12 protein-coding genes are annotated in these 22,671 nt (G+C 52.5%); all 12 read left to right on the top strand.

Annotation, left to right across the window (positions count from 1 at the left end):
* Positions 1-34 precede the first annotated feature (34 nt).
* Positions 35-3,526, top strand: a complete 3,492-nt coding sequence (locus HWI92_RS15225) for a TonB-dependent receptor (RefSeq protein ID WP_204656792.1) — start codon at positions 35-37, stop codon at positions 3,524-3,526.
* Between the two features lie 16 nt (positions 3,527-3,542).
* Positions 3,543-5,441: a RagB/SusD family nutrient uptake outer membrane protein gene (locus tag HWI92_RS15220; RefSeq protein WP_204656790.1), complete on the top strand. Its 1,899-nt coding sequence runs from the start codon at positions 3,543-3,545 to the stop codon at positions 5,439-5,441.
* A gap of 32 nt (positions 5,442-5,473) precedes the next feature.
* Entirely contained in the window at positions 5,474-8,581 is a 3,108-nt protein-coding gene (locus HWI92_RS15215) for a SusC/RagA family TonB-linked outer membrane protein (RefSeq protein WP_204656788.1), read from the top strand.
* A gap of 31 nt (positions 8,582-8,612) precedes the next feature.
* Positions 8,613-10,382, top strand: coding sequence for a RagB/SusD family nutrient uptake outer membrane protein (locus HWI92_RS15210; RefSeq protein ID WP_204656779.1), 1,770 nt, complete (start codon positions 8,613-8,615; stop codon positions 10,380-10,382).
* A gap of 111 nt (positions 10,383-10,493) precedes the next feature.
* A complete protein-coding gene (locus tag HWI92_RS15205) occupies positions 10,494-12,221 on the top strand; it encodes a hypothetical protein (RefSeq protein ID WP_204656777.1) in 1,728 nt (575 codons plus the stop codon).
* A gap of 289 nt (positions 12,222-12,510) precedes the next feature.
* Positions 12,511-14,289 carry a hypothetical protein gene (locus HWI92_RS15200; protein WP_204656775.1) on the top strand — a complete coding sequence of 593 codons (1,779 nt, stop codon included), beginning with the start codon at positions 12,511-12,513 and terminating at the stop codon, positions 14,287-14,289.
* Positions 14,286-15,338: a glycoside hydrolase family protein gene (locus tag HWI92_RS15195; RefSeq protein WP_204656774.1), complete on the top strand. Its 1,053-nt coding sequence runs from the start codon at positions 14,286-14,288 to the stop codon at positions 15,336-15,338. The genes HWI92_RS15200 and HWI92_RS15195 overlap by 4 nt, the downstream gene beginning before the upstream one ends.
* 123 nt (positions 15,339-15,461) lie before the next feature.
* A complete protein-coding gene (locus tag HWI92_RS15190; protein ID WP_204656771.1) occupies positions 15,462-15,779 on the top strand; it encodes an OmpH/Skp family outer membrane protein in 318 nt (105 codons plus the stop codon).
* A 12-nt stretch (positions 15,780-15,791) separates the two neighbouring features.
* Positions 15,792-16,781: a T9SS type A sorting domain-containing protein gene (locus tag HWI92_RS15185; protein WP_204656769.1), complete on the top strand. Its 990-nt coding sequence runs from the start codon at positions 15,792-15,794 to the stop codon at positions 16,779-16,781.
* A gap of 169 nt (positions 16,782-16,950) precedes the next feature.
* On the top strand, positions 16,951-20,514 hold the full coding sequence (locus HWI92_RS15180) for a PVC-type heme-binding CxxCH protein (protein ID WP_204656766.1): 3,564 nt from the start codon (positions 16,951-16,953) through the stop codon (positions 20,512-20,514).
* Between the two features lie 37 nt (positions 20,515-20,551).
* Entirely contained in the window at positions 20,552-21,742 is a 1,191-nt protein-coding gene (locus HWI92_RS15175) for an FG-GAP repeat domain-containing protein (protein ID WP_204656764.1), read from the top strand.
* A gap of 17 nt (positions 21,743-21,759) precedes the next feature.
* Complete coding sequence (locus HWI92_RS15170; protein ID WP_204656762.1) at positions 21,760-22,608, top strand: sugar phosphate isomerase/epimerase family protein; 849 nt, start codon at positions 21,760-21,762, stop codon at positions 22,606-22,608.
* The last annotated feature ends 63 nt before the right edge of the window (positions 22,609-22,671 follow it).

Raw genomic sequence — 22,671 nt, 5'->3', positions numbered from 1 at the left:
CAGCATAATCCCGAATTCCTAAACCCCATAACCTATGCAAATACATCGACGTAGCCGAAAGTTTGTACTTCAAATAGCAGGCTGGGCGACCTGGTTGCTGTTGCCTGCCCTGTTATCTGTGCAGGTCTGCCGGGCAGAAGACCAGCGCGTGCAGGAAGTTTTGAGTCAGCGTATATCCATCACAGTTAATGATCTGGATGTAGAAAAAGTTTTAGAGAAGATCGAAGATCAGACGAAAGTCCGCTTTGTGTACAGCGCCGAAATCATCCGCGCCGACCGCCGGGTTTCGGTTGAAATGGTAAATCAGCGGCTGGATACCGTCCTCGAAAACCTGCTGAACCCGCTGGGCATTGAGTACCGTGTTTCCAAAAGAACCATTCTGCTGAAACGGAATGGCGAAAAGAAGCCTGCCGGCATGACCGAGCCTGCCGAAAAAACTGAGGTGACCGAAAAGAACATCACCGGAAAAATTACCGATGAAAAAGGGGACGGGATTCCGGGGGTAAGTGTAGTGGTAAAAGGGACCACCCAGGGAACTTCCACCAACATCGACGGAAATTACCAGCTTTCCGTGCCGGATAATGGTACTGTATTGATTTTCAGCTTCGTTGGTTATATTAGTCAGGAAAGGGAAGTAGGCAGTGCCGCCACGATCGACATACGCCTGGCTGTGGACGAGAAGGCCCTGGATGAGGTAGTGGTAGTCGGATTCGGAGAGCAGAAAAAAGTATCTGTGACAGGGGCCGTGTCGTCGGTTACCTCGGAAGTTTTACAACAAAATTCATCAGCAAGCCTGGCCAATGCCCTCTCGGGGCGCCTTCCCGGTCTGACTTCTATCCAGTCAGCCGGAGGCCAGCCGGGGCGGGACGATCCTACCATGTACCTGCGCGGGGCTGCCACCACCAATGGCCGCAGCCCGCTGATCCTGATAGACGGCGTGCCGCGGGACAATATCCGGACCATTGATGCCAATGAAGTAGCCTCCGTTTCTATCCTGAAAGATGCTTCCGCCACGGCGGTTTTTGGTGTGCGTGGTGCCAATGGTGTCATTTTAATTACGACAAAAAGAGGTACAGCCGGGAAAACCGACCTGACCATCAATGCCGAGCAAAGCTACTCATCCTTTACCCGTGAGCCCGAGCGCCTGCACTCGCTCGATTACATGGCCCTGCGCAATGAAGCCTCAGCCAATGATGGCATCACTCCACTGCCTTTTACCCGGGAACAAATGGACAAGTATGCGAATCCGCTGGCCGGCCTCGACCCCAATGATCCTGAGTATGCCCGCAAGGCTGAGCTGCGCCGCTACATGTACCCCGATCATGACTACTACCGGGAATACATTTCACGGTATGCACCCCAGACCCGTGTCAATATGAACGTCACCGGCGGTACCGACAAGGTTTCATACTTTGTCAATGGTGCTTTCCTGCACCAGGGAGGGAACCTCAAAACGGAACCGAAATCAGTCCTGGGGTACGATCCTTCTTCCAAAATGGACCGGTATAATTTCCGCGCAAACCTGGACTATAAGATCACCAATTCCCTTAAAAGTTTTCTGAACATCGGGAGCTACATTGAGCGTGTGAACATGCCCGCAGCCTGGCTTTACGGGAACGATACCAACTGGATGATGCGCGACCTGCTTTACCAGGCACAAACAATCCTGCCTATCACACCCGGCCCTACCACCATCGACGGGTTCGGGGTTGCACCCGGGCAGATCGTCGATCCGGGCTATATGGACCGTTCCGCCTTTGAGATCATGAACCGCTTTGGCTACCGCAACGAAGTGCGCTCCAACCTGAATGCTTCTTTCGGGATGGAATGGGACCTGAGCAACACGGTGACCAAAGGACTGAGTGTCCGCGGCATGATTTCCTATGACAGCAAAGCGACTACCGCCATGCAGGGCAACAAGTCCGAGCGCCTGTACCTGGCCGAAGTCAATGCAGCCACGGATATGCTGTCCTATGCCGTAAAACGTTCGGATGAGAGCCTGCTGCGGCTTGAAAAAGCGGCTGACTCGCGCTACAACATCAATATGCAGGGAGCTATCAACTACGCCCGCACATTTGGAAAGCACGATCTGGGCGGAATGATCCTGGCACAGCGCGATACCTGGGAAACTATTTACGGAGAAATTCCCTACAACGTACTGGGCGTGGCTGCCCGTGCCACTTACGGTTTTGATGAACGTTACCTGGCTGAGGTGAATATGGGCTACAATGGTTCGGAGCAGTTTGCACCGGGACACCGGTACGGCTTTTTCCCGGCTGTATCCGCAGGCTGGGTAGTGAGTAATGAGCGTTTTCTTAAAAACAATCCGTTTGTCTCCAACCTGAAACTGCGTGCTTCTTACGGAAAGGTAGGAAACGACAAAATGGGTAATTCCCGGTTTTTGTACCAAAGCGATATTACAATCGGCGGGGGACCTCTGGGTAGTCTGGGGCTGGGCCAGGGCGTAAACCAGGGGCTGCTGGGCAACCCCAACATTACATGGGAAGTGGCCCGAAAGCAGAACTACGGTATGGATTTGCAGATCTTCCGCGACCTCACCCTGAACTTCGACTATTTTATTGAAAAAAGGAGCAGTATCCTGATTTCCCGGGGTACTGTCCCCGAGTTTCAGGGTGTAAACCTCAGCAATGTGCCAAAGGTGAACATGGGGAGGGTGGATAATAAGGGGTACGAGATTGAGCTAACCTATAACAAAGCCATCGCCAAGGGTTTCAATATCATGATCCGGGGAAATTACGGCTACAATCATAATGTGGTTAAATTTCTGGATGAGTCGGTCAGGGATGAAACGTATGCACACCGGTACCGCAGCACCGGGTACTCGCTTAACCAGTCGTGGGGGTACAAGATTGATTACAGCAATGGAAACGGCTTTTTCAACTCCAAGGAAGAGCTGGATACGTATTTGTCCAAAACAACCTACGGCTTTGGTGAGCCGCGGGTGGGCGACTTCAAGTATGTGGATCTTAATGGGGATGGTGTAATCAACGACAAGGACCAGGCGCCAATCAAGTACTCCAACATTCCGCGCGTGACCTATGGCCTCTCACTTACTGCAGAGTACAAGGGGTTTGACCTGACCGCATTTTTTCAGGGTGTAGGTAAATACAGCAGCAACTACTCCCAGCAGGGTGTATACGAATACATTATCCGCGGCACCTACTTTGGCTACCACAAACAGGCCTGGACACCAGAACGGTTTGCAAACGGCGACAAAATCACGTATCCGGCCCTGAGTACGCACAGCAACACCAATCATACAGCCAATGATTTCTTTGTGATGGACCGCTCTTTCACGCGGCTGAAAAACATGGTGATCGGTTACACGCTTCCCACCGGTTCACTGAAAGTGGTAGGGGTGCAAAAGCTGCGCATTTACGCCAGCGGTCAGAACCTCTTCACCTGGGACCATCTGAAAATGAACCACCTTGATCCTGAAAACGACGATTCTCTCGGCTACCCGGTTACGCGCATGATGAACCTGGGCGTAAACATCACATTCTAATTCCTGAACCCGCAATATGAAATTAAGAACACTACTTCTCACCCTGCTGACCGTCATCCTCTCGCTGGGATCGTGCAGGAATGTGCTTGATATGGCACCCGACGGCAAGCTGACAATGGATCAGATCTTTTCCGAAAATGACCGGGTAGGGGCTTTCCTCAATACGTGCTACGCCAATATTCCTGTAAAAGGTACCCGCTACTTCTTCTGGAGTCGCGGACCCGTGAACTGGAGTGATGAGTCGTGGGATACGGATGCGGAGGCCGAGTCGTGGATTATGTCGGGCCGGATGTACAATGGGGATGCATCCGCCGGCAACCACCCGGTCACCAACATCAGCGCTGATGCAGGCAATGGTAACTACTGGGCCAGCTACTGGAGTGCAATCCGGAACTGTACGATTTTCCTCAGCCGCATTGATAAGGCTACCGTCAAAAACCCTGCTGACCGCGCCCGGTGGAAAGCCGAAGCACATCTGCTCAGGGCCTACTACTATTCCGAACTTCTCAAATGGTTTGGCGCGGTACTTCCCATTGAGCGCGAAGCCTTTGAGTTTTCCGACGATTTTTCCACGGTGACCAAGGCAAGCTACTACGAAGTGGTGAAGTTTATCATGGAGGACTGCGACGCTGCACTGGCCACTGCGGAGCTGCCGTGGCGCATTACTACAGCCAGCGAAGCGGGGCGTGTGCATAAGGCCATGGCCGAGGCGATCAAATCCAAAATGATCCTTTTTGCGGCAAGTCCGCTGAACAATAACGGGCAGAGCCTCTGGCAGGAGGCTTATCAGGTAAATAAGACTTCACTCGAAAACCTGCGTGCCAATGGCTATGAGCTGTACAATCGCGTGAACCTGCCACAGACCTACCTGTCGGACGTAGCGTTTATTGGTCCTGATAAAAATGAAAAGTCTGCCCTGTACAACGAGTATTTTACGCAGACCATGGCCTACTCCGCCAATCCGGTAGATAAGGAGACCATTTACCAGAGCCGGGAGGGCCAGGGCAATATCTGGGATATCGACGGTATCGGTTCACAGGACGGGTACAAGTCAGGTACCTGCCCCACCCAGGAGCTGGTGGATGCATATGAAACCTCGGATGGCCAGCCGATCCTTGATCTCGACAAGCCTTACCTGGACGACCAGCATCTGCAGCCCAACTACAATGCAGCCAACAAGTTGTACAATCCCAATGATCCCTACAAAAACCGCGACCCGCGTTTTTACGCTTCCATTTACTACAATGGTTCAAAAAGGAAGGCGATGTGGAACTTTGCAGAGGCACCTGAATCGGTTGAAAACTATCCTGCACCCATCGGCAACCGCACCAGGATCATTGCAACCTACATCAACGAGCCACAGACGGGCATTCACCCGACCGTACGGCGTGCTACCCGCACGGGCTACTATGAGCGGAAGTTCCTGCATCCCAACTCCGGCAATGATAATCCTATCGGCGGGGCCAACTGGAAGCTTTTCAGGCTGGGAGAGGTGATCCTCAATTTTGCGGAAGCTGCCGCCGAAGCCGGGCAGCTTGCTGATGCGGTAAAAGCCGTGAATGAGATCCGTACCCGGGCCGGTATGCCTGTTTTGCCTGCTTCCCTCGGTCAGGCAGACCTCGTCAAGCGCATCCGTGCCGAGCGGAGGGTTGAGCTTGCCATGGAAGAGAACCGGTACTTCGACGTGCGCCGCTGGTCGAAACCCACCGACGATCTTGCCAAAACCGACCGCTGGATTACCGCTATGGAAATCACCCGTAATGCCGATGGAACATTCAGTTACAAACGCAGGAACGTACGCGGGACAGAGCGAAAAAACTACACCCAGAAATTCATCTGGGTCCCCATTCCGCTGGATGAAGCCAACCGCCTGCGCTCCATCACAGGGGCCGACTGGCAGAACTTCGGCTGGTAATCAGGTTCAAACCGAATTAGACGATCTTTAACATGAAACATATTTTGGTTAAAACCATACAAATGCTGCTGCTGAGCCTGGTAATACTTACCGGCCGGGAAGCTGCTGCTCAGGACCTTGCCGCCACGATCAATGGCTCCGTCACCGACGACCAGGGCAAACCGCTTGCCGGTGTGGCCATCACCTCAGCAAATGGCCGGAACGGTACCAGTACCAATGGCAAAGGCGAGTTTGCAATGAGCATTGACGATGCGAGCAGCACACTAGTCTTTTCGCTCTATGGATTTCAGGATGTGAGGCTTTCCGTAACCGACAAGCAGGACCTCAATGTGCGCCTGCTGCGTGACCCGCACAGAAAGGACGAAGTGATACAGCTGGGCTACACCAGCCAGAAACGCAGTGAGATTACAGGCTCAGTGGCGACGGTGAAAGGAGACGAGCTGGAACGGGCACCCGTAGCCAACCTCACCCAGACCCTGCCCGGCCGCCTGGCGGGACTCGCTACTTACGAATCGTTTTCGGAACTGTCGCGGGCCACTACCGAGCTGAACATACGCGGACTTTCGGTAGGGCGGCAGAGCGGCCCACTGGTGATGATTGATGGTATTATCAATTCCTACAACAGCGCGCAGACCCTGGAATATATCACTGCCAACGAGATCGAGAGCATTACCCTGCTCAAAGATGCCTCCACCCAGGCATTGTACGGCATACAGGGTACCAATGGTCTTTTGGTGGTAACCACCAAACGCGGCCGCAAGGGACCTTTGCAGATCAAAACACGATTTGACGAGTCGGTACAGCAGGTGACAACCACTCCTGCATTTTACAGCTCGGCCGATTATGCCGCCATGCGGAACCAGGCGGCGCTGAATGACGGACACGGACCCAACTACCTTTTCAGTCCGGCGCAGATAGAAGGGTACCGCTCCGGGAGCAACCCTGAACTTTATCCCAATAACAACTGGTACAAGCATTTCATGAAGGACTTTGCGACCATGCAGCGCGCCAGTATGAACGTGACCGGCGGTAACGACAAAGTGCAGTTTTATTCCAATATCAACTTCATGCACCAGGGAGGGCAGTTCAAAACTGACCAGACGCGCTACAATGCAAATGCAAACAACATCTGGGTCAACTACCGCTCCAATGTGGACATGAACCTCAACCGCTACCTGAAAGCATTTGTGCGGCTGAGCGGAAATGTAAAACGTGAGCGTACACCCGGGGCCGGCAATGCAGAGATTTACGGCAGCATTTTTCAGCTTCCGCCTACGATGTATGGTCCCGTAACCCAGCCGGTTATGGATGCCTCGGGCGAAGTAGTGGATGCGGGCGGCCAGGTAATTACAACCGAGCGCGTCGCTTCCCCCACGTATGGGCTGCTCAACCGGACCGGCTACGTGCGCCATACGGTGACTAATATTACCTCCCAGTTTGGTCTTGACCTGGATATGGGTTTCCTGACGAAAGGATTGAACCTGACGGGTCTTTTTGCTTACCAGACCAACTCCGTAGGGAGCCTTGCTACCCGGCAGGACTATGAGCGGTGGATCCGCACCAATGATTCGACCTCGGTTTCATTTGTGAAAAAAGGCGCACAGAACAACACGCCGCTGGCTTACAGCAAAGGACACTCGTACTATTACCATTTGACATACAACATAGCCGCCAATTACCGGCGCGACTTTGGCCGGCACAGGATAGGGGCGATGGCCTATATGTTTTACCAGAATCTGACCAAGGCAGAAACCGACTCCGCCCGAATGCTGCCGTACAACCGGGTAAGTTCAGGATTTGAGGCTACTTACAGCTTTGACAGCCGCTACCTCCTCAAATTTGACCTCGGTTACTCAGGCTCAGAGCAGTATGCACGCGGCAGCCGGTATACTGCCACACCGGCCATCTCGGCGGGCTGGGTGGTTTCCAATGAATCTTTTTTAAAAAACAATGTCTTGGTGACCTTCCTGAAACTCAGGGCATCGTATGGCAAAACCGCCAATGATATGAGCAGTCTGGCCCGCTTTGCTTACCTGGACAATGTAACCGTAGCGGGTGGCGGACCGCTTGCTTATCTCCAATATGTAGTAAAAGAAGGTCAGGTAGGTAATCCCAACATCCGGGCGGAAGTATCCATGAAGCAGAACTATGGCCTGGACCTGGGTATCGGCAATGCACTTACCATTTCGGCAGATGTGTTCAAGGAACGCATGAGCAACATGATTATCAGTGCTTTGTCAACAATTCCCGAGTACCAGGGCATCCCGCTGGAAAACTACCCGCGCCTCAATACCGGGACTTTTGAAAACAAAGGGGTGGACCTTACCGTCAATTACAGCAGGACGCTCGGCAAAGACCTGAGCTTTCACGTGGGTGGATTGCTGGGATACGCCAGGAATAAGGTTGTCAACTGGAACGAAGCTCTGCGCACCGCAGACTATGCTTACCGTAAATGGGAGGAGGGTTATTCCTTCGGGCAGGAGTTTGGCTACCTGGTTGATTACAGCAATGGAAACGGCTTCTTTAACTCACAGGCTGACATCGATAACGCCGGCCTGGCTTATAACTTCGGTACCCCGCGCCCCGGCGATCTCAGATACCGCGACCTGAATGCTGACGGCAAGATCGACGAGCGCGATAAGGCCCCTATCGGCAACGGAATGCCGCGCACCAGCTACGGGATATCAGGGGGTATTACTTACAGGGCATTGGAGCTCAACGTGCTTTTTCAGGGAGTGGGCAAATACATGACGATTGAAAGAGGACAGGGTGTTTATGAAACCGACTACGACGGCGTGTTCGGCGAGCTGCACCGCAATGCCTGGACACCTGAGCGGTATGCAGCGGGTGAAAAGATCACTTCGCCGGCACTTTCGCTGGGTCGTACCGTGAACCACGAAGCCAGTGACTTTTACGCCTCCAACCGTTCCTACCTGCGGCTGAAAAACGTAGAGCTGGCCTACACGCTCCCATTGAGCCTTTCGAAAGTAATCCTGGCCGAAAAGATCCGCATACTTCTCAGCGGCCAGAACCTGATTACCTGGGATAAAATGAAATCCAGCGACTACGGACCCGAGGGTACTTACGCCACGTTTCCCGTGTACAGGGTGTTCAATGCCGGTATCAGCGTGATTTTCTGATGATTTTCCATTTACCTGAACCTTTACGTTTATGAAAAAATATAATGCTTTGTTCCTTACCGGAGCCCTGGCTGCCATGCTGCTCTCCTGCAACGAGCAGCTGGACCTTCCTTCTGACGGCAGGATCACGATGGACCAGGTTTTCAGTGATTATAACCGCACCCGGGGTTACCTAAACTCCTGCTATGGATATTGTCCCAAACCTTACATGGACCGCGCCTCCTACACGGACGAAGCGCAGGATGCGGATGATGTGACGCCGGCATCAAAATACATTGTATGGTATGGCGGAAATGTGACTTCACTCACTTACGGCGACATTTCGGCCGACGGCAGTCCGTGGGGTGACCTGTATGAGGGTATCCGTAAATGCAATGTGTTTATACAAAATATAGCTACGGCCACGCTGTACGCTCCTGAGGGTGAAAAGGCTTCCTGGACAGCGCAGGCACATGCTTTGCGTGCATTGTACTACCTGCAGCTGATCAAGCGGTACGGCGGGGTGCCCATTTTTGACAAGCCTTTGGAAATCGGGCATGATTTCGCGAAAGACGAGCGGGCAACCTTCTCGGAGGTAGTCACTTTTATCCTGGCAGATTGTGACAAAGCATTGTCTTATCCGGCCACCCGCGACGGTTTGTCCTGGGATATTTACGACAACCAGTACGGCATCATGACCCGGGCAGTGGCTTATGCAATCAAGTCGCAGGCGGTTACGTATGCTGCCAGTCCGCTTTGGTCGGACGGGACTTATACCTGGCAAAAGGCCGTGCAGATCAATGCGGAGGCACTGGGCCAGTGCCTTGCAAATGGTTATAAGCTTTTTGATGAAAAGCCGGCCGCCTCTATCGCGCAGAATGCGTATGCACTTTACTTTTTTACAAGCTCCAATGATCAGCGTGCTACGGACAAGGAGACGATTTATCATGTAGGGGATGCCATGCAGGTATGGCGGTTTGCAGGTATGCCTACCAATCCGGGTATGGAAAGGACAGGCCCTTGCCCCACGCAGGACCTGGTGGATGCCTATGAAATGGCAAACGGCCAGGCGCCGGTTACCGGCTATTCCGATGCCAACCGCACCGTTCCCGTAATCAATGCGGCTTCGGGGTATAAAGAGGCGGATCCCTATGCCGGTCGCGATCCGCGGTTTTATGCGTCGGTTTACTACAATGGAGCTGTCAGGAACCTGGATCAGCCTGAGGGTAAAAAGGTCGAGACTTTTGTGGGCGGAGCCGAGGAGATTTCGGATATCAACAGGAAGTTTACGCGGACAGGGTATTATTTGCGAAAATTCAACAACTATAAATCCGGTCAGAACAATGATGCTGACGGTGCTATCAGGCTTTTCAGGCTGGCAGAGCTTTATTTGAACTTCGCGGAGTCGGCCTACCAGGCATCAGGAGCCGACGTACCTGTGCCGGTAGGATCGCAGACGCTGAGCGCGCGCGAGGCGGTGAATGTAGTACGGGCGAGGGCCGGGATGCCGGGATTTGCTGCGGGCCTGTCCAAAGATGCATTTGAAAAAAAATACCGCAATGAGCGCCGCATTGAGCTGGCATTTGAAGAGCACCGCTTTTTCGACGTGCGCCGCTGGAAAATCCTTCCCGAAACGGACCGGTTTGTAACAGGTATGCGGATCACAAAAAATGGCAATGCATGGGTTTACAAACGTTTCAAATTCACAAATCGCAACAGCTTTCAGGACAAATACCTGATGTATCCCATTGATCAGCGCGAGGTCAACAAGGTCATCGGGCTGTCGGGCTCCGACTGGCAGAACCCGGGATGGCTGGAATAATTCTCCGGCTGCCTGGCATCCAGCGGCATGGTAGTGCTTCGGCCGGCAGCCCAGAAGCATTTCCATGCTATTATCCCACTGTAAGCCACCATCAATCCAAACCCAACCACAATGCTGAAACCCCTGATCCTGCTACTCACCTTAATTACCACCACCTCCCTCGCACAGCCGCTGGCAGGTACCGATGACCTCGGCCGGACGCTGCCGCTGAACGATGCCGTGGGCAATCCCAAACCAAACCGGCAGGTGGGAATTTTTTACTTTCTCTGGCATGATACGGCGCCAGCCCGCCACTGGGACCTGCACGAAATCGTAAGCAAACACCCCGAAGTACTCGAAGACTTCGACCATCCCGAGTGGGGCGGCGATCCGAAAAGCGGGAGCGTGGGCATGTACTACTGGGGCCAGCCGATTTACGGTTATTACAAGGCTGATGATTATTGGGTACATCTCCGCAGCATGCAGCTCCTTACCGACGCCGGGGTAGACTTTGTGGTCATTGACGCCACCAACCGTCTGACTTACGGAAAGCAGGCCGATGTGCTTATGCAAGCCATGGATGCCGTGCGTGCGCAGGGCAAAAATCCTCCGAAAATTGTTTTTTATACCAACACACAGTCGGGTGAGACGATGCAGGAGGCTTATGATATTTTTTACAAAAACAACGCGCCCTACCGGCATCCCGAATGCTGGTACCAGCTCGACGGCAAGCCGCTCATCATAGGGATTTCCAAAGAGGCCGGGGGTAAGGACTTTCAGCAGTTTTTTACATTCCGGGAATCACAGTGGCCGACCGAAGGTCAGAAAAAGAACGGCTGGCCCTGGATATCTTTTACCCGCCCTCAGAAGGTACATTATAATCTGCAAGGTGAGCCTGAGATCATCAACGTGTCGGTAGCCCAGCACCCCAATCCGACCGCGGGAATGGGCGGTTCGGCTTTTTACGGGAACAAAGACAACTGGGGCCGCAGCTACCGCCAGGGCACGATGGGAAATCCGGAGACGGATATGCTTAAGGGTTATAACATTCAGGAACAATGGGACTATGCCATTCAGCAAAACACACCTTTTATTTACATCACCGGCTGGAATGAATGGATCGCGGGCAAGTTTGAAACTCACGACAAAAACCCGGAACACTCCTGGTTCTGCGACCAGGCGAGCCCGGAGTACAGCCGGGATATCGAACCTACGCTGACGGCCGGCCTTAAAGACCATTATTATATGCAAATGGTCGCCAACATCCGGCGGTACAAAGGCATTGAATCCAATCCCTCTCCCGGACAGGCAAAAACCATCCGGCAGCTGGACGATTGGAAGGACGTTGCATTGACCTACCGCGACTACACCGGAGATACCCGGGAAAGGAACCATCCCGGTGCCCAGACTGAACCTGCCATGATGTACGTCAACAAAACCGGCCGCAATGATTTTGATATCCTGAAAGTGGCGCGGGATGGTAAACACCTTTACTTCTATGCGCAGACTGCTGCCGGCATTTCGCCCAATACCGACAACAAATGGATGCGCCTCTACCTTGATACCGACCGCAAACCTTCCACCGGCTGGAAAGGCTATGACTATCGCGTGGTAAGCGGCAGCACATTGCAGGAGTACCGCGGCAATCAGTGGCGCGATGCAGGAAAGGTAACGCACCAGGTACAGGGCAACCGCATGATGATCTCCATCCCGCGCAGCAGCCTGAAAAACCTGAACACACCCCTCAACCTGGAATTCAAATGGTCCGACAACATGCAAGCCGACGACGAACCCCTGGACTGGTACGTAAACGGCGACGCAGCGCCGGGAGGGAGGTTTAACTTTTTAATGATTGAATGATTGAATGATCGAATGGGAGTGGGGAATTGGTTCAGTTGTGAGTGAGTGCCCTTCGACTCCGCTCAGGGTGACAAGGAGACTTGCTAACTTCTTGATAAGGGGTCTTGGCAGTGCTAACTTTTTGACAAAGCCCTTGGCAATGCTACCTATTTGAGAAGGCACCACTCACCTTTGTCACCCTGAGCGCAGTCGAAGGGCAGATGCGGCCACCAGGAGCTCCCAGGGACAACGCTTCTCACCAGCAAACTGAACGGACCAACCATTCATCAAAACGCCTAAATTGTACCAAATGAAGTACTTACTACTATTCCTGACAACCCTGATCACCACCCACCTCCGGGCTCAAAGCTACTCTGGGGACATAACCGCTACGGATGCCGTAGGTCGGAAGCTGCCTGGTCACCAGCAGGTCGGGCCGCTGAAAAAGGACAAATTTGTGGGCCTTTTTTACTGGACCTGGCACACGCAGCAGGCCAAAAACAATCCTGCGCTGAATGTCACCGAATACCTGGCACGTGATCCTAAGGCAGTTCATGACTATAACAACCCCATTTGGCCGGCACGGAAAAGTCCGTGGTTCTGGGCTGAGCCGCTGTTTGGTTACTACGTAGATACCGATGCCTGGGTGCTGCGCAAACATGCCGAAATGTTGGCCGATGCAGGCGTAGATATGATCATCTTTGATTGTACCAATGGAAATATCACCTGGAAGGAATCTTACATGAAACTCTGCGAGGTGTTCAGCCAGGCCAGGAAAGATGGTGTAAAAACCCCGCAGATTGCTTTTATGCTGCCTTTTTGGGTTAGTGACGGCGGGAAGGAAATTCTGCGCGAAATTTATACAGACCTGTACAAGCCCGGAAAATACAAAGATCTCTGGTTCAACTGGAAAGGCAAGCCGCTGATCATGGGCTCGCCGGATTTTGCGACTGCATTGAAAGACAAACCGGCGAATGCCGCATTGGAAAAGGAGTTGAAAGAATTTTTCACATTCCGTCCCGGCCAGCCGGTGTACAACAAAGGCCCTGAAATACCGGATCACTGGGGCTGGCTTGAAATTCATCCGCAGCATGGCTTTAAGAAGAATCCGGACGGCAGCTTTGAGCAGGCGACTGTGGGCGTAGCTCAAAACTGGACCAAAGAGCGGGGGCTTACTGCATTGAATGCGACGGGTTCGTTCGGACGGAGCTATACGAACAAGAATGGACAGATTACAGAGCCGGGTGCGGTTAACTACGGCTACAATTTTCAGGAACAGTTTGACAGGGCTATGGAGATCAATCCCGAGCTGATTTTTATTACCGGATGGAACGAGTGGATCGCCGGCCGGTACGATGTGTGGCAGCAGCAAACCAACGCATTCCCCGACGAGTTTGATCAGGAAGGCAGCCGCGACATCGAGCCCATGAAGGGAGGGCATGGCGATAATTATTACTACCAGATGGCTGCCAATATCCGGCGCTTCAAAGGACTGCCGGCTCCGGCCCCCGTGTCGCCTCCGGCAACGATCGCGATGGACGGCAAATTTGGCGAGTGGGAGCAAGTCACGCCGGCATTCAGGGCCTACAAGGGAAATACCCTCCCGCGCAACAGTCCGGGCTGGGGTAGTCTGGTGTATCAGGACAAAACAGGCCGCAACGATATTGTGCTATCCAAAGTCGCCCGTGACCAGGACTATATTTATTTCTATGCAGAGACTGCCGCGCCCCTCACGCCGAAAACGGATCCGGGTTGGATGCGGCTTTTTATTGATACGGATAAAAATAAAAACACCGGCTGGGAAGGCTATGACGTGGTGGTTAACCGCCTGAGTCCGGCTCAGAAAAGCATTATTGAAAAGACGGATGCTGCCTGGAACTGGCAAAAGGCAGGGGAGGCGGACTATGCCGTACAAGGTAACAAACTCGAAATAAGGATTCCGAAGTCGCTGCTGGGTATTACCGGTGAACCGGATTTTGAGTTTAAGTGGAGCGACAATATGCAGGAGCAGGGCAACATTATGGATTTCTGGCTGCATGGAGATACGGCTCCGGCTGGACGTGCCAATTATATTTATCGCGCTCAATGAAAAAGGCCTGCATCGTATCCGCATTGATGTTAATATTTCAATGCAGTCTTGCTTTTGCGCAGACGTATATAGACGGCCGGCCCGGCGTCACCCGCCGCGTCGCGTGCATGGAAGAAGGCATTGTGCTGATGTACCGGGATGGTCCCGACAGCTGCGATACATACGGGGCGCGGGAAGCAGTGCTTAATCGTGAGGGCGATACGTGGTACCTGTTTTATGACGGAGCCGGCAAAGATGGCTGGGTCGCCTGCCTGGCTGAAAGCAAGGATTTGATCAACTGGGAGAAAAAAGGTCCGATCCTTTCACTCGGCGCACCGGGCAGTAACGATGCAAAAAGCGCCTCCTCACCCTGGGTGATCCGCGACGGTAAATACTGGCATATGTTCTACGTCGGTACACCCAATACGACCCCGCCGCCCTACCGCATTCCGGCATTTCCATATCTGACGATGAAAGCGCGGGCAAAATCCCTCCGGGGACCGTGGGAAAAGCAATACGATGTGGTCGCATTTCCACCTAAAAAAGACAGCTACTATACAGTTACATCCAGCCCCGGCTATGTGGTTAAGCATCAAGGTACGTTTATCCAGTTTTTCAGTGCGGCGACCGAAGATGCAACCGGCATCAAAAGGACACTTGGCATGGCACGTACCAAAGATCTGAATGCATCCTGGGAAGTATCGGAAAAGCCGATTTTCCCGCTGAGCGAGCAGGTGGAAAACTCATCTGTGTTTTTTGATAAAAATAATAAAACCTGGTACCTCTTCACCAACCACATCGGCATCAACGACAAGCGGCAGGAGTACACCGATGCGATCTGGGTATACTGGACTAAGGATGTCAACCATTGGAATGCCGCCGACAAAGCCGTTGTCATGGATGCAAAAGCTTCGTCCTGGGCCAAAGGAGCGATCGGAATGCCGACAGTTGCGCAGGTGGGTAGCCGCCTGGCCCTGCTGTACGACGCCGCCGAAGGTACCAGCATTGACCACATGTACCGCAGCATCGGCCTGGCCTGGATCGACCTCCCGATCCGGATTTCAGAGTAGTCATCGGTGCATGTTTCCTGTAAATAAAAAGCGCTAGCCACTCATTCATTCATTTTGCAGAATTCGGTTGATCCGGAGCAGATTCGAAAGGTTTATCGATTCACGAATCTTTCCCGGATCAAAATGAAAACAAAACTTCAATTCCACTTTCCCAAGCCGCTGGTGATCGCCTTGCGGCTTTTTAGTTTTTCCGCTCTGCTGTGTTTAGGGTCTGCGGCTTTTGCGCAGGTAGGCATCGGTACACAATCGCCCGAGGCACGGCTGTATGTGTATGATGGGTTTATCCTTGGCACGACCGCCTGCCGGAATTTAAAAATGGAAGAACTGCAACGCACCAACACTGATCTGCTAATCGAGGTAGCGACATTGAAGCAGCAGGTAGCGGCGATGGACAAAGACAGTTTTCGTAAAAAAAGACGCACTCTTTTAGGTAAAAAATAACACACACGATTTATGAAAAAGTCACTCATTTTCTTCGGAACGTTACTCTATTTTTCGTTCCAGACATCGCTGGCGCAGCTGGTCGCCAACAATCATTTCTATATCAAAAGCGGTACCATTGTGTCCATGAATGGACTGGTGATGACGCCGTCTGCTAATCTGAACCTGATCGGAAATACGTTGCAGGTCTCCAGTCAGCCAGCTGCCGGCGCGCCCGTCCAGACCATCAAGCGCGTGTACACTTTCACTAATCCGGTCGCATTTTCGGGTTCAATGGGGGTGCAGTATCTGCCTGCCGAGCTGAATGGAATTAATGAAAACAATTTACAGGTTGGCTACTCGTCCACGCTCAATGCCAACATCGGCGCGGATGCTGCAAGCGTCAGGGATTTGCCCAATCATTTTGTTTCCGTAAACCTGGCCGGTAAAAACGTACGCGTCGTTTCGCTGGTAAATGGTCAGGGTGCATTGCCCGTGAAGCTCGCCGACTTCCGGGCGGCTGCAAAGGAAAACAGCATTGCATTGGACTGGACAACCACGTCGGAGATCAATGCGGATCACTTTGAAATCGAGCGTGCGGCGGACGGAAAAACATGGTCGCAGATCGGCAGCGTGGCCGCAAACGGAAGCGGGCATTCTCTGGAAAAATATCAGTATCCGGATAGTCGCCCACTGAGCGGAGCCAATTTTTACCGCCTCAAAATGGTCGATCAGGACGGTACATTTGCATTCAGCCAGATCCGGCAGGTAAGGTGGGAAGGGTCAGATGTTTTCCATGTTTTTCCAAATCCGTTTGTCAGCGAACTTTCGATTCATCCCGCGATCGTTCCTGACATTCGATCCGTCAGTCTGGTTGATGCGCAGGGCAAAGAGGTGGTTGTGACGCGTGATGTGGACCGGAATGGCGTAATGCATTTGTCACGTTTTTCTGCCGGGATTTATGTGGTAAAGCTGACACTACAGGATGGTTCGGTCAGAACTTTCAAGGTGGTTAAAAATTAGAAAAGTCTTCTTTCCAGTTTTGACCCCGGATAGGCATATCCGGGGTTTTTTTATGAACAAACATTGTCAATGCGCAGTAAAAACACTGGTTTTGACGGTTTTAACTCTGATGCATTTGCACAATGCATTTTCCTGAACCTTGAAAAAATCAAAAAACCTTTCGTCATGTATGTTCACATCCAACACGGTTAGAAGGTCCGGTGCAGCATTGGTTGCCGCTTCGTTATTACTCTACGCCCAGGGTTGCAGCTCGCCGCGGAATCCGTCCGCAAAGCAAGCTTCGGCCACCGGCACAACGTCCGACATTTATGCTGAACACATTCGTACAAGTCAGTTCAGAACCCCGGAAGAGGAGCGGCAGGCGTTCAAAGTTCCGCCGGGATTTGAAGTCACCCTTTTCGCCTCCGAGCCCGACATTACCAAGCCCATCAACATGGAGTTCGACGACCGCGGCCGGCTTTGGGTCACGCAGTCATCGGAGTACCCGGTGGCGGCGGGAGAGGGGGAGGGCAAAGACCGGATTACCATTCTGGAAGACAAAAACGGGGATGGCAGGGCAGATACCTTTACGCATTTTGATGACAGCCTGAATATTCCCATCGGCATCATGCCGGTTGCTGACGGCGCCATCGCATACAGTATTCCCAATTTGTACCATATCAAAGATAAAAATGGCGATAGCAAGGCAGACAGCCGCAAGGTACTCGTCGCCAATTTCGGGCATAAGGATACGCACGGCATGGTCAACAACCTCGTGCGCGGATATGACGGCTGGTTGCATCTTTGTCACGGATTTTCCAACACTTCCAATGTAGCCGGGGCCGATGGCGACACGATCAGGATGGTGTCAGGGAATACGTTCAGGATGAGAACGGATGGGAGTCACGTGGAGCAGACGACCTTCGGGCGTGTCAATCCGTTTGGTTATGCATATGATGAAAAAGGCTTCCTGTACTCGGTAGACTGTCATACGAAGCCCATTACACAACTGATTTTCGGAGGTGAGTACCCGCATTTTGGTAAAAAGTCACCTGTCGGGCTGGGATTTGCACCGACCATGATGAGCTATGACCTCGGCTCCACAGCACTGGCAGGGCTCGTGTATTATACAGGTACCCAATACCCTGAAAAGTACCGCCAAAGTTTCTTTACCGGAGACGTGGTTACCTGCCGCATTGACCGGAATACCATCACCTATACCGGCTCCACGCCGGTTTCTTCCAAACAGGAGCCGCTGCTCGTAAGCAACGATCCGTGGTTCAGGCCGGTGGATGTGAAGCTCGGACCGGACGGTGCATTGTACGTCGCCGATTTCTACAATCGCATCATCGGACATTATGAAGTGGCATTGAACCACCCTGGCCGTGACCGGATCAGCGGTCGGATTTGGAAAATTACCTACAAAGGCACCGAGCCTCACCAGGATATGCCCGTCACCGATTGGTCAAAGGCCGATCTGCCTGCACTTTTGAAAGGACTTACGCATCCGCAGCTAAATACCCGCCTCAAAGTAGCCGACCGGATCGTCGATACGTGGCAACAAAAGGCGATCGGGCCTGTGAAGGATCTGCTCGCGTCAAACCCTGCCGAAGCGCCGGTGTATGTGCATGGCCTGTGGGTATTGCACAGACTTAATGCATTGGACGACGAAACCTTGGCTGGCGCATTTACGCACAAGGAAAGAGATGTGCGCATGCATGCGTTCAGGATTTTACGTGAAAAAGAAAAGCTGACCGACGCTCACCGCACACTGGCGATCCATGCGCTGGAAGATCCCGATCCATTTATCCGGCGCACCGCTGCCGAAGTGCTCGACCGCTTTCCGGCCGCAGCCAACCTGGCTCCACTGATGGCATTGTACGAAAAAACAGATCCGCAGGACACGCATTTGCACTACACGGCCATGCTGGCCGTCCGCAATAATCTTCGGGATAAAAGTGTGATGTGGCGGCTGCCGGGCATGAAATGGAATGACGCCCAGCTGGGATTGCTCACCCGCGCACTGCTCGATGCGCCGTCGCCTGCGGCAGCTTCGTTTGTGCTGAACTACACGCTGACGCACGATTTGCCGGCGGATATGCTCGTCGATAATCTCGAATACATTGGCCGGTACGCGTCGCCTTACCAGATGGACAACATCATTGACCTCATCAACCGCAAGTTTCCCGACCAGCCGGCTACGCAGCTTTCCCTTTTCAAAACCATTCAGGTTGGCATCAGGCAGAGCGGCGCGGAGCCGGGACCGAAAATGAAAGAATGGGGACAAAAACTGGCTTCGCATTTCCTTTCGGACATTTCGGAGCAGACGGAAATATGGAAAAATAAGCCAGTAGGTAAAAGTGCTGATGCTGGAAATACCTGGACCGTTTCCGAAAGTTTTCTGACGGAAATCATGCCGGCATTCCGCATTGTGCTGAGCGAGGGCGCAGGTTATCTTCCGCAGGCGGCGCTGTATTCGGTACCGTTCAAACTGCCTGCATCGCTGAGCATGCATGTGTTTGATAATGATATTGAGAATGCACCCTCGAAAAAAGGCACTTCCCGTAATGCGGTGCGCATTAAACTGGCTGATAGTAACCAGACAGTTGGGGAGTACCGCCTGAATCAGACCGAAACGAGCGAATTCAAAGATCTGATCAAAAACACCACGTTTAATCTCGGAAAATACGCCGGACAAATGGGCTATATTGAAGTGGTGGACAGCTCGGCGACCGGCTCGATGGGTATCGGCAAGCTGGAACCCGCGGTGGTGGAGATCCCGCCAGTGGCACCGGCATTGGTTGCAGACCAGCGCATGGCGGCTGCGGACATCGCAGGAGCATATCAGCTGCATGTATTGGAGCCTGAGCTAACCAAAGTGTTGAAAACCAAGTGGATGGATTATAAAGTACGCAGTGCGACCGCCGGGGCATTGATGAATATGGATGCAAAAAAGCACGTGGCTGATCTGGAACAAGTGTTCAGCGATCCGTCGGAACTGCCTTTGCTGCGTGAAAAACTGGCGGTTTTCATGGGCCAGGCTGCGTCGCCGCCGGTATACGAAGTGCTGAAAAAACAGCTGGCGAGCGGGGCAAGGAACCTGCAAATTGTGATTGCTACGGTGCTCGCCAATACTTCACAGGGCATTGATTATCTGCTGAGTGCATTCAAAGATGAGGCGGCCAGTCCGGAAATTGCCAGTGAAATTCCCGTGCGGGAGCGGTTTGCGATCAATGCGACGCCTACGCAGCAAAAACAGATGGACGGATTCATGGCCAATGGTGCCGATGAACGTTTGGAAAGACAAAAACTGATCGATAACCGTCTATCGGCATTCAAGCCGGATATTGCCAATACGCCAGCCGGGGAAGCGATTTTCAGCCAAAATTGCAGCACCTGCCACCAGATTCAGGGCCAGGGCGGCATGGTAGGTCCGCAGCTCGACGGGATTGGAAACTGGGGTCCAAAAGCATTGACCCAAAAAATTCTCGATCCGAACAGGAATATAACCGAGGCCTTCCGGACTTATAACATTACCCTCAAAAATGATAAAACAATGACCGGTCTTTACCGCCGGGCTGAGGGTGAAACCATTGTTTTTGCAGATCTTACCGGTCAGGAGTTTTCTGTTTTAAAAAGTGACCTGAAAGAATACAGGGCGTCCAAATACACAGTGATGCCCGATCAATTCAGGAATATCCTGCCGGAGAAGGATTTTTATGCATTGCTGGATTATCTGCTCGGTGTAAAGTAAAATGTTGTTTTCTAAGAAAAAATCTAAATCCTTGATAATGAAATTTATTGTAAAACAAGTACTTGCAGGAAGTTTGCTAATGCTTGCGCTGGTTAGCCCCGCGATGTCGCAGACCAAAAAGGGACGTGCGGTAACATTCAAAAAAACGGAGCTCACCAAAAAGTTTATAGCGGAAGGTGCCGCTATGGGAGATGTAAATAAAGATGGTAAGAAAGACGTGCTTTCCGGTGCATACTGGTTTGAGGCGCCCGACTGGAAGGCGCACGAGCTTGCCAAGCCCGACTCTTTTATTGTAAACGGAAGTTACAGCGACTCTTTCCTGGACTTTGCCATGGATGTAAACCAGGACGGCTGGATAGACCTGATCCGCATTGACTGGCCGGGAAAAGCAGCCATGTGGCATGAAAATCCAAAGAACAAGGCCGGCCACTGGCAGACGCACCTCATCCACGCCTCGGTAGGAAACGAGTCTCCGCGGCTCCTGGATATGGACGGCGACGGCCGCATGGACCTGCTTTGCAATGATCCGACGGCCAAAAAGGTGATCTGGCTGAAATCGCCCGGTAAAGGTGAAGCCCAGTGGACACAGTACCTGATCAGCAGCGATGAGAAAAATTCAACCCATATGTATACGCACGGACTGGGTTACGGAGACGTAAATGGCGATGGCCGTAAAGATGTACTTGTGAGAAGCGGCTGGTGGGAAGGTCCGGCCGGAGGTGCCGGCAAGCACCCGAAGGATGCCGACTGGAAATTTCATGCGGCCGACCTGGGTAAGGATTGCTCGCAGATGTATGTGATGGATCTCAATGGTGACGGCCTCAACGACGTGCTGAGCGCGTCTGCGCATAATTATGGCATCTGGTGGCATGAGCAAACGAAAGATGCGCAGGGCAATGCAAGCTGGACACACCATGATATTGACACTACTTTTTCACAAACCCACGGCCTGGAAATGGCTGATATCAATGGAGACGGGAATCTGGATTTTGTGACGGGCAAACGTTATTTCGCCCACAATGGCAACGACCCGGGTGAGTTTGAGCCCGCGGTGATCGTGTGGTATGAATACAAACCCGGCAAAACACCTTCCTGGACCAGACATGACATCGACAATGATTCAGGAGTAGGATTGCATGTGACCGTGGAGGATATCAATAAAGACGGTTTGCCCGATATTGTGACGGGAAACAAAAAAGGCGTACGAATTTTTACACAGCAGCGCTGACAAAATCCGGGTTCTTTATGCAGTTTGGTATCAACACGTATCTGTTTTCATCCCCGTTTACAAACGAAAGCGTCTCTTACTTTCCGAAGTTCAGGGAATGGGGTTTTGATTTTGTTGAAATTGCACTGGAAGATCCGGACCACATTGATCCTGCTTTTATCAGAAAATCACTGGATGAGAGCGGATTGACCTGCCGGTCGGTATGTGCCGCTACCGGTCCGGGCCGTGACCTGCGCGGAACCCGGAAAGACCAGCTCACAAGTCTCCGCTACGTAGAAGCCCTAATCGACATTGCACCTGTACTCGGCAGCCGCCTGGTTGCGGGGCCGGTATATTCCGCAGTAGGCCGGGCCGACCTGGTGCCTGAAGATGAAAAGGTGCGGCAGTATGCAATGGTTGTTGAAAACCTGAAAATACTGGGAGATTATGCGTCGTCGCGGGGCGTAAAGCTGGCCCTGGAACCGCTGAACCGCTATGAGACCGATTTTGTAAACACCTGCGCACAGGCGCTGCGCCTGATTGATGATACAGGCAGTGAAGCCCTGCAGGTGCACCTGGATACGTTTCACATGAATGTGGAAGAGAAAGATCCGGCCGAAGCCATCCGCCTGGCTGGTCATCGCCTCGGTCTGCTCCATGCCTCCGGAAGCGACAGGGGCACGCCCGGCAAAGACCAGATCAACTGGGCCAGGATCATGGAAGCATTAAGGAGCATTTCCTATGGAGGAGATATTGTGATTGAATCATTTACCCCGGACGTGAAAGTTATCGCCAAAGCCGCTTCTATCTGGCGGCAGGTGGAACCCTCGCGCGAATCCATTGCCATTGAAGGCCTGCGTTTTTTGAAATCGCAGGCTTATTCATGATCTTACCAAAAAAATATTGCAGACAGTAGCCTGAACCAGTATGCCGAAAGTATCCTAGGCATA

This window comes from Dyadobacter sandarakinus, from assembly GCF_016894445.1.
In the GTDB taxonomy this organism is placed as follows: Bacteria; Bacteroidota; Bacteroidia; order Cytophagales; family Spirosomataceae; genus Dyadobacter; species Dyadobacter sandarakinus.
The sequence above is the reverse complement of the archived record's forward strand: the minus strand, read 5'-3'. Positions and strand labels throughout refer to the sequence as shown.

Excerpts from the sequence above, each read along its gene's own strand:
- HWI92_RS15225 (WP_204656792.1), top strand. The coding sequence starts at position 35 with ATGCAAATACATCGACGTAGCCGAAAGTTTGTACTTCAAATAGCAGGC.
- HWI92_RS15220 (WP_204656790.1), top strand. The coding sequence starts at position 3,543 with ATGAAATTAAGAACACTACTTCTCACCCTGCTGACCGTCATCCTCTCG.
- HWI92_RS15215 (WP_204656788.1), top strand. The coding sequence starts at position 5,474 with ATGAAACATATTTTGGTTAAAACCATACAAATGCTGCTGCTGAGCCTG.
- HWI92_RS15210 (WP_204656779.1), top strand. The coding sequence starts at position 8,613 with ATGAAAAAATATAATGCTTTGTTCCTTACCGGAGCCCTGGCTGCCATG.
- HWI92_RS15205 (WP_204656777.1), top strand. The coding sequence starts at position 10,494 with ATGCTGAAACCCCTGATCCTGCTACTCACCTTAATTACCACCACCTCC.
- HWI92_RS15200 (WP_204656775.1), top strand. The coding sequence starts at position 12,511 with ATGAAGTACTTACTACTATTCCTGACAACCCTGATCACCACCCACCTC.
- HWI92_RS15195 (WP_204656774.1), top strand. The coding sequence starts at position 14,286 with ATGAAAAAGGCCTGCATCGTATCCGCATTGATGTTAATATTTCAATGC.
- HWI92_RS15190 (WP_204656771.1), top strand. The coding sequence starts at position 15,462 with ATGAAAACAAAACTTCAATTCCACTTTCCCAAGCCGCTGGTGATCGCC.
- HWI92_RS15185 (WP_204656769.1), top strand. The coding sequence starts at position 15,792 with ATGAAAAAGTCACTCATTTTCTTCGGAACGTTACTCTATTTTTCGTTC.
- HWI92_RS15180 (WP_204656766.1), top strand. The coding sequence starts at position 16,951 with ATGTTCACATCCAACACGGTTAGAAGGTCCGGTGCAGCATTGGTTGCC.
- HWI92_RS15175 (WP_204656764.1), top strand. The coding sequence starts at position 20,552 with ATGAAATTTATTGTAAAACAAGTACTTGCAGGAAGTTTGCTAATGCTT.
- HWI92_RS15170 (WP_204656762.1), top strand. The coding sequence starts at position 21,760 with ATGCAGTTTGGTATCAACACGTATCTGTTTTCATCCCCGTTTACAAAC.